7 protein-coding genes and 3 pseudogenes are annotated in these 7,931 nt (G+C 67.6%); 4 read left to right on the top strand and 6 right to left on the bottom strand.

From position 1 onward, the window contains the following. Positions 1–177: pseudogene (locus tag ACTJK8_RS20255) on the top strand (porin family protein); the annotation flags it as partial. 455 nt (positions 178–632) lie between these two features. On the opposite strand, the gene ACTJK8_RS20250 reads toward ACTJK8_RS20255, so the two are convergent. The 5 genes and pseudogenes from ACTJK8_RS20250 to ACTJK8_RS20230 form a co-directional block, all read right to left on the bottom strand. Continuing rightward, positions 633–902, bottom strand: coding sequence for a GCG_CRPN prefix-to-repeats domain-containing protein (locus ACTJK8_RS20250; protein ID WP_440762422.1), 270 nt, complete (start codon positions 900–902; stop codon positions 633–635). 213 nt (positions 903–1,115) lie between these two features. After that, positions 1,116–1,292 carry a hypothetical protein gene (locus ACTJK8_RS20245; RefSeq protein ID WP_012318279.1) on the bottom strand — a complete coding sequence of 59 codons (177 nt, stop codon included), beginning with the start codon at positions 1,290–1,292 and terminating at the stop codon, positions 1,116–1,118. A 685-nt stretch (positions 1,293–1,977) separates the two neighbouring features. Further along, positions 1,978–3,086, bottom strand: a protein-coding gene (locus ACTJK8_RS20240; protein WP_440762421.1) for an IS3 family transposase whose coding sequence is annotated in 2 segments (ribosomal slippage) — positions 1,978–2,852 and positions 2,852–3,086 — 1,110 coding nt in all. Because the reading frame shifts where the segments join, the coding sequence is not laid out codon by codon here. Positions 3,087–3,295: 209 nt separating this feature from the next. Beyond that, positions 3,296–4,101 (bottom strand): IS5 family transposase gene (locus ACTJK8_RS20235; protein ID WP_440762420.1). Its coding sequence is split into 2 segments (ribosomal slippage): positions 3,296–3,768 and positions 3,768–4,101, totalling 807 coding nucleotides; the frame shifts between segments, so codons are not numbered across the junction. Positions 4,102–4,367: 266 nt separating this feature from the next. Further along, positions 4,368–5,163: pseudogene (locus ACTJK8_RS20230) on the bottom strand (IS5 family transposase). 310 nt (positions 5,164–5,473) lie between these two features. Between ACTJK8_RS20230 and ACTJK8_RS20225 the strand changes: the two are divergent. Next, a complete protein-coding gene (locus ACTJK8_RS20225; protein WP_440762419.1) occupies positions 5,474–6,151 on the top strand; it encodes a CHASE3 domain-containing protein in 678 nt (225 codons plus the stop codon). A gap of 303 nt (positions 6,152–6,454) precedes the next feature. Continuing rightward, positions 6,455–6,685: a hypothetical protein gene (locus tag ACTJK8_RS20220; RefSeq protein WP_024830639.1), complete on the top strand. Its 231-nt coding sequence runs from the start codon at positions 6,455–6,457 to the stop codon at positions 6,683–6,685. A 520-nt stretch (positions 6,686–7,205) separates the two neighbouring features. Here the strand turns inward: ACTJK8_RS20220 and ACTJK8_RS20215 are convergent. Next, complete coding sequence (locus ACTJK8_RS20215) at positions 7,206–7,343, bottom strand: hypothetical protein (RefSeq protein WP_175654128.1); 138 nt, start codon at positions 7,341–7,343, stop codon at positions 7,206–7,208. A gap of 479 nt (positions 7,344–7,822) precedes the next feature. Here ACTJK8_RS20215 and ACTJK8_RS20210 point away from each other — a divergent pair. Further along, positions 7,823–7,931 (top strand): annotated as a pseudogene (locus tag ACTJK8_RS20210) (porin family protein); the annotation flags it as partial.

Genomic DNA, 7,931 nt, shown 5'->3' with positions numbered 1-7,931 from the left:
ACGCTGAAGGTCGAAGGCCTGTACGTCAGCCTCGACCGCCAGAAGAACTCGGCCGGCGGCGTGTTCTACGGCAACCTCCTGCCCCCGAACGGCATCGCCTACCTCAACGGCGCCGCCGCCAAGACCGAGTTCGCCGTCGTCCGCGCCGGCCTGAACTACAAGTTCGGCTCGTACTGAGATCGGGTCGCGCCGCTCCCGGCCTCCGTGCCGGGAGACGCGGCGGGCGCGAGGGTGCTGGTCCGCCTCATCGCTCTCCGCCGCCGAAGAGCAGCCTTCCGGTTGACCTTCGCATCCCCAGCCCGATCAGACTGGCCGCGAGGTCGGCAGCACCCTGGGAGCGCACGCTCCCGGGGTGTTCCTGCGTTCCGGCACGGAGTGCCGCGGCGATCAGCCGACCGCCCAGAACAGCGAGAGCGCGCCGGCCAGGAACAGGGCCGAGGAGACGAGCACCGCGAGGCGCTCGCGGTGCCCGAGAACGACGGCGCGGAAACGGGCGAACAGGGCACGGCCGGGGGCGGGGGCGAGGACGTCAGGCCCGCCCCTGAACCGTGACGGATCGGGGGTGGCGCGCGACGTCCACAGGGGTCCGTCGGCCCGTGTCGCGGCCGCGCCACACGGGCCGGGGACGCTCGCTACCAGTACCGGTTCGGCCAGCAGCGCCGCCCGCCGCGACCGAGGTGGAAGCCGCGCGGGCAGGCCCGACCGACATACCCGCCCCACTGGCCGCCGGCGCGGCACCCGCCGTATGGCCCGCGGTGGCCGTAGGGCCCGCAGCCGCCGTAGACGTGCTGGATCAGCCCGTCCTGCGCGGCGTGGAGCGGCGACCCCGGGACTGGCAGCGCCGAGGCCGGCACGGCGATGCCGACGGTGAGCAGTGCCGCGGCGGCGAGTGACTTGAGCATCAACCCATCTCCAGGTCTTGGCGGAGCCGACCTCCGTCGGCGCTGCCCGAATACCTGGTTCCGTTGAAGACCGGGTGTCACGGACCGCTTTGATTGCCCGTATCGCGGGAGCTTTCCTTTAAGTCCCGCCGCGATACTTCCGATCCACCTGCTCAGGCACCCACCGCGCCGACGATGACGGTGTTCGCCCGACCTATGGCCCGGGTCGCCCGCTCACTTCGGGAGAGCCGTCGCCGATCCGTCGCTCTGCCGCGAGGCGGTATGCTGCTGGCTGCCGGTCTGCCAGGTCCAGTAGCCCGCGATGGCCCCCGCGAAGACGAGCCCCACGACGACGAGCGCGATCACCAGAGGCTTGAGGTCGCGCTTTTCCCGTTCCCTGGATCCGTCCACGAAGCCTCCTCTTGGCTTGCCTCGAGCGGTCTGCGCGCCGGACTGGATCGGCCCGCGGCCCCTCTCCCCGGTGAACCGGCCGGACGCCGACAGGGATCCGGGGTCGCGCGGCCGAACGCGGTTCGTCGCGGGGTGTCCGTCGGTCGCCGGTCTCCGGCCGGGCGGATCGGTGGCGGGCATCGGTGCCGTTGGCAATGGACGCGGCGGTTTCTCGTGCCCGCTGCCCGCGGCAGTTGACTGATGGACGGAGGGATCTCTTCGAAGTCCACGACCGGCCGTTCGGGTGCGTGAGAGAGAGTAAGCCCCCAGCAGCACCCTGCGGTCTTTAACCGAGGGATGCACCGCGCGATCGATCACCGCGCGACCCGCCGTTCTCATATGGCGTATATTATCTGAGCTTTTGCCCGGAAAGTTCGATCCAGCGACGACTTTCTTCAGGAAACGCGCCTGAAAGGACGACCAACACGCGCCATGTCGACCGTCCCGATCGCTTCGCTTGCGACAACGGCTTCAGGAATGGCGTCAGCTCAGCCGATCGCGCTTGGCGGCACTTCGCGATCAGGCGGCGCAGCCATCCAGCTTCAGCCCAACACAACGGGCACTGATCGCAAGGTCGTCATTCCTCGAGGATCGACCGGAGCCGAGACTGACCTGACCGGCATTTTGGACCGAGCCGAGTGAGAGGCTACTGCATGACCGCTGCCATGGGTAGCCGGAAGGCCAGATCTGGGCAGCGGACAGGCGCGGGCGGCCGACAGCCCAGCGACGAGTGCGGCCGGACGCGGTTGTATGTGTTTTGCCAAAGAGCGATCACGATCTGAGCTTCCTTGAGCGAGTAGAAGATCTCTTGGCGCAGGCACTCGTCGCGCAGCTTGCCGTTGAAGCTTTCGCAGTACCCGTTCTCCGACGGTGATCCCGGCGCGATGTCCTGGATCTGCGAGCCGGTCTTGGCGACCCATTTGCGCAGCGCCTTCGAGATCATCTCAGGGCCATTGTCGCAGCGGATGTTCTCCGGGATGCCGTGCAGACACATCGCGTCGGCCAGCGCCTCGATCACACCCAGGCTGTTGATGCGCCGTGCCACCTTCAACGCCAAGCAGGCTCGGCTGTGCTCGTCGAGCAGCGTCAGGATGCGTAGGCTCCGGCCGTCGGGGGTCTGGGCCTGCACGAAGTCGAAGCTCGAGACGTGATTACGGTGGAGCGGACGCAGCCGCACGCAAGAGCCGTCGTTCAGCCAGAGACGGCTGCGCGGCCGGTGTTTTTGCGGGACCTTCAGCCCCTCGCGACGCCAGATCCGCTGAACCCGATCGTTGCCCACCGGCCAGCCGTCTGCCTGCAGCAGCGCGGTGACGCGGCGGTAGCCGTAGCGCCCATACTCGGACGCCAGGGCGACGATGGCTCGGGTCAGCGCATCCCCGTCGGCCGGCACGGTAGGCACGTAGCGTTGCGTCCCCCGGTGCTGGCCGACGATCCTGCAGGCGTGACGTTCCGAGAGGCCGCACCTCTCCCGGATGCCAGCAACCGCCTGCCGGCGTCGCTCGGGGGCTACAAGTTTCCCGCCGCCACGTCCGCCAACACCTGCTTCTCCAGGGAAAGATCGGCCACGAGCCGCCGCAGCCGCGCGTTCTCGCGCTCAAGCTCCTTCATCTTCCTGGCTTGATCGACTTGGAGGCCGCCGTACTCCTTGCGCCAGCGGTAATAGCTCTGCTCGGAGATCTCCGCCTCTTTGCACGCCAGCGCCAAGCTCTTGCCCTGTGCTGTCTGCACCTCGATCTGGCGCAGCTTCAGTACCACCTGCTCCGCGCTCGTCTTCTAACCTCGCCGCATGTCCGACTCCTCTGGTCCCGGCTGATCCTCTCAATCAGCCCGGTCCAAAGCCAGCCGGTCAGGTCAGATTCCGAGTGCCATTGCTTGACCTTAGGCCATCTAGGCAGCGCCACCGGCACCGTGATGATCGGGCTGGCACTCGGCCATCCGCCGGACGAGCCGGAGCAGACTAAGAGTCAGGGACAAAACCGGTCGATCTGTGCCCTACAGATGAGGACACAGGCGAGGGTCGTGAATGCGAGATGCAGGTCGACGCGTCGCTCGTAGCGGATGGTCAGTCGGCGGAAGCGGGCGAGCCAAGCCAAAGTGCGCTCCACGATCCAGCGATGGCGGCCGAGGTGCTGGCAGCTCTCGATGCCCCGTCGAGCGATCCGTGGTGTGATGCTGCGGGCCCGGCACTCGCGCCGGCAGCGACGGTAATCGTAACCCTTGTCGGCGTGCAGCTTGTCCGGTCTGCATCGCGGGCGACCACGCCGGCCGGTGCGCACGCCCGGCACCGCGTCGAGGGTCGCCGCCAGCATACGGCTGTCGTTGCAGTTGGCCCCGGTCAGCGTCAGGCCGAGCGGCGTGCCGTTGGCGTCCACGACGAGGTGGCGCTTCGTCCCCGGCTTGCCCCGGTCCGTCGGGTTCGGGCCTGTCGCGCAGCCCCCTTTTTCGCTGGCAGGCTCGCACTGTCGAGGGCCGCGCGCGACCAGTTGAGCGCATCGGCGTCCTGAAGTTGCTCCAGCATCGCGCGGTGCAGGGCGGCCCAAACACCGGCTGCCTGCCACGTGCCGAGCCGCCGCCAACTCGTTTTGCCGCTGCAACCCACCTCAGAACGCGGCAGGTGCTTCCACTGCATGCCCGTACGCAGAACCAGGATGATGCCAGCCAGCGCCGCCCGATCCGAGGCACGCGGCCGACCGCCTTTCGGCTTCTCAGGCTCAAACGGCAGAAGCGGCTCGATCACCGCCCACAGGTCGTCGGGTACGAGAGCGTCCATGCCCGCCCAACCCAATACCTGCGGTTTTGTCCCGCGCTCTTAGGCCTGGATAAGGCGATTTGACTGATTTGCGCTAGGTGCTCGATCGTCACTCCGATAGGGACGGGTACCTCGCTCACAGGATCGCGCGAGGCCGGCGAGGCTTTGCACCGTGCAAAGCTCTAGCAGGCTCCATCTCGGCAAACATCGCAGGAGGCGATCGGCTCGCGATGCCGGGCCTCTGCTTACTTTTGTCTTGAGCCGATCAGCCCTGGCCTTCAGAGCGCCTAACAGAACCGTTTGGTCTGGTTGAGTGTGAGGGGGCTGGCAGCGAGGCCGGTGAAGGCCTCGTAGATGTCGACGCGTCGGTCGTAGCGGACCGGCAAGCGCCGGAAGCGTTTGAACCAAGCGTGCGCGCGCTCCACCACCCGTCGGTGCCGACCCAGTCTCTCGCTGCTGCGGCGTGCGATGCGCGGTACAATCCCACGTGCCCGGCACTCGCGTCGGCGCGGTCGAGCATCGTAGGCTTTGTCGGCGTGCAGTTTGTCCGGGCGGTGTCGCGACCGACCCCGCCGACCGTTGCGCGCGGGTGGGCTGGCATCGAGGGCCGGTGCCATCATCGCGCTGTCGTGCCGGTTGGCCTCCCTCAGGCAGACGCCGAGCGGCGTACCACGCGCGTCGGTGACGAGGTGGCGCTTCGTGCCTGCCTCGCCCCGGTCCGCCGGGTTCGGGTCGGTGGCAGAGCCCCCTCTTGGCCCGGACAGAGGCGATGTCCAGGCTCGCTCGGCTCCAGTCGGTCTGACCCGCCCCGTGCAGGCGCTCCAAGAGCACCTGATGCAGGCGCGCCCACATGCCGGCCGCCTGCCAGTCCCGTCAGCGGCGCCAGCAACTCATCCCGCAGCCGCAGCCCATCTCCGCTGGCAGCATCTCCCACGGAATGCCTCAGCGCAGCACGAGCAGAATGCCGGTCAACGCAGCTCGGTTCTCGATCGGCCGCCGGCCTCCTTTTGGACGCGGGCGGAACGGCGGCGGAAGCGGCGCAATCCCGGTCCAGAGATCATCGGGCAGAAGCGGACGAGCCATCACCACCCACGCCCACCCACGCTGTCCGTGCCCGTTCTGTCAGGCGCTTTGAGTGGCGCACAGAGGAGTAGGCAATGGAAGCGATGAGAGGCCGCCGAGGGGCAGCGTTCGGCCTCAACTGAGGCGATCCTGTGAGAAATCTCGCGGGCAGTCGGACGGGACGAGCGACGGTCTTGCCAGCGCGGCCCCTATGTCGGCACTGCCAAGCTGCCAATTTCCCAGTGCGGAGGATGCAACTTGGAAGATCGCTCCGCCCGACGCCCCCCCCCCCGGATCTCGCGAAACCGCCGCGATCGTCGTCGGGTTCGCCTTGCTCATTCTCGCCGGCTTGGCAGCCGTCGTTGCCGCTCTGGCCAGCGCGGATGCCGATGCGTGGGCTGTGCACTCCGCTGAAGTGCGGCGGGCCGAGGCGCGGCTATCTCGGCTCATTCAAGAAGCGGAGACAGGCCAGCGCGGCTACCTGCTCACCGGCGACCTGACTTACCTCGACCCGTTCACGACCGCTCGCCGCGAGTTGCCGGCTGCCGAGGCAGAGTTGCGGTACCTCACGGGCGACAACGCAGAGCAGCAAGCCCGGCTGGATCAGCTCCGCCCCATCATCGATGAGAAGGTGGCCGAGCTCGCGCGAACGACTGAGCGCATGCAGGCGGGCGACCAAGCGGGAGCGCTCACCATTGTGCGCACCAACGCCGGACGCGACCTGATGAGGCGTATTCGGACGGCTATCGCTGAGTTCGACCGAGCAGAGATAGAACTCCAGGCCACACGCGCCGAACGAGCCGCGTTCCGCCGGTCGATCCTGGCTGCAGTTATCGTCACCGCCCTGTGTCTCGCGGCTGCCCTCGCTTGGCTGGTCATTCGGACCGACCGGCATCGCGCCCGCGAACTTCGATCCGTGAACGATGCGCTCCGCCATGAGATCCTGCAGCGCGAGCAAGCCGAGGCACAGCTACACGCGCAACGCCCTCGTCAACAATGGGATGCTTGATCCTGGTGTTTGATCCTGGCGTGCGCCTGCGCAGCGAGCCGCTCACAACCTCGGACCTCGGTCGGGATTTGTCGGGGGTTATTGGCGGGGAGGGGCCACGGACAGATCGCCCGTCTCGGTGCGCCCCCTGTGTGGCGGCGCACAAAACCCGGCGAACGATCGGCGGAATACGCCGTTGAGAGGTCACAGCCGGCCAAGCACAGCCGCCGCGATCGAGACCGCCGCACCGACGATCTTCCTCACGCGACCCGACTGACCGGATGGCTTCCCCGCGAAGTCGAACGAACCCGCACGGAGATCGTCATGAAGCTGCATCTGCTCGCTGCGGCCGCCCTGGTCGCCGTCGCCACGCCCGCCCTGGCGCAGGGCATCGACAGCAGGCACAGCCCCTATCCGGCTTCGGCCTACCCGGGCTACGTCGGCAACGCCTCGGTGGTCCTGCCGGACATCTCAGTGACCCACTATCGCACCGCCCCGGCCTACCGGTACTCGGGCCAGCATGCGGGTGGCCCGGCCGACGCTTTGGCCCGCTGACGGCCGACACGACTGCGTCTCCCGCGAAGCTAGGTGAGACGCGGCCCCGGAACGTTCCGGGCGCCCGAGCCACGGCGCGGACGCGCACCTGAGCGGGCGTCTAGCGCCACTTATGCACGAGACGAAGCCAGACCGCAGTTGTGCGCCGGACCGCGCAGGCTGAGGCGGGCCACGTGAGACCGCGACGGCGCCGCAGTTTCGCAGCCCTCCCCGAGAGCGTTTCCTCCCAAGACTTCGGGCCGCTCCTTCGGGAGCGGCCTTTTTCTGCGCGGAACACCTGCTACGGTAACGCTTCCCCCTGCCGACGCGCCCGAGGCGTTCGCGACACCACACGGTGCTGTTGCCGGCGGGCGCGCGATGACAGGCTGGTGCAGACAGATCTCCGCATCTACCCCGCGAAGCCCAGGTCGAGCAGTCGTGCGAGGGTCGGTGCGAGGCGGCAAGACCGGAGACCGCGGGGCACCGGCCCCGGGGGCTGCCAGCCCTCGAAGCGCCCGTCTAAGTGGGGTGAAGGCTTCGCTTATTTGCTCTTAGCGCCCTTCTTGCCGAGTTCGGCCTGTGCCGCCGACGACTTACGAGGGTTGGATTTACCCTCCTTGCTCGCCTTGGCATTCGCTTTCTTGGCTGTCGCGCTACCGTTGCCCTTCTTTTCAGTCATCGTCGTCTCCACAATGTGAGCCGCCAATGCCGAGATCCGGTTCTTGTTCCGGTGGCGCTATGTTCCGCGGTGGATAGGTGTGTCGGCGCCGCGGCGCCGTGATCCTGGCCGATACCGGATCACGGCCGAGAGCTACGCCCAATCGACGGGACAGAAGTAGCGGTCCTCGGGCCGGATCGGCATGGTGGAGCTGAAAATCCAGTGAGGGTCCTACTCTGCAGCGAACCGCCGACCCCGTCCTGTAGCCCTGCGGCCACAGCTACCAAGCGACGTGGCGGCGGACTGCAACCAAAACGCATCTGAGATGTTGTGGCGACCGGCTGAGTGTCAGGCGATGTATTTTGCCGATCTCGGGTGCGTTCATATTCGGTTTACTAAGCCGCCCTACCTCATCATCGCATGGTGTGCCCGTAAAACTACAGCTATTTCCATCACGGACCGGTAGCCATACACCCAGATCGAAATTTGGACCTTCCGTTATGACCAAGCTCCTGGCCTCGCTGGCCGCCTTCACGGCCCTGACCGCCGCCGCCTCGGCCGCCGACCTGCCGCGCCGCGCCGCCCCGCCGCCGGTGTTCACCCCCGTCC

This window comes from Methylobacterium sp. 22177, assembly GCF_052045615.1.
Classification (GTDB): Bacteria; Pseudomonadota; Alphaproteobacteria; order Rhizobiales; family Beijerinckiaceae; genus Methylobacterium; species Methylobacterium radiotolerans.
This window is presented reverse-complemented; position numbering and strand designations above follow the sequence as displayed.

Coding starts and splice junctions, on each gene's coding strand:
- ACTJK8_RS20220 (WP_024830639.1), top strand. CDS start 6,455: ATGAAGCTGCATCTGCTCGCTGCGGCCGCCCTGGTCGCCGTCGCCACG.
- ACTJK8_RS20250 (WP_440762422.1), bottom strand. CDS start 902: ATGCTCAAGTCACTCGCCGCCGCGGCACTGCTCACCGTCGGCATCGCC.
- ACTJK8_RS20215 (WP_175654128.1), bottom strand. CDS start 7,343: ATGACTGAAAAGAAGGGCAACGGTAGCGCGACAGCCAAGAAAGCGAAT.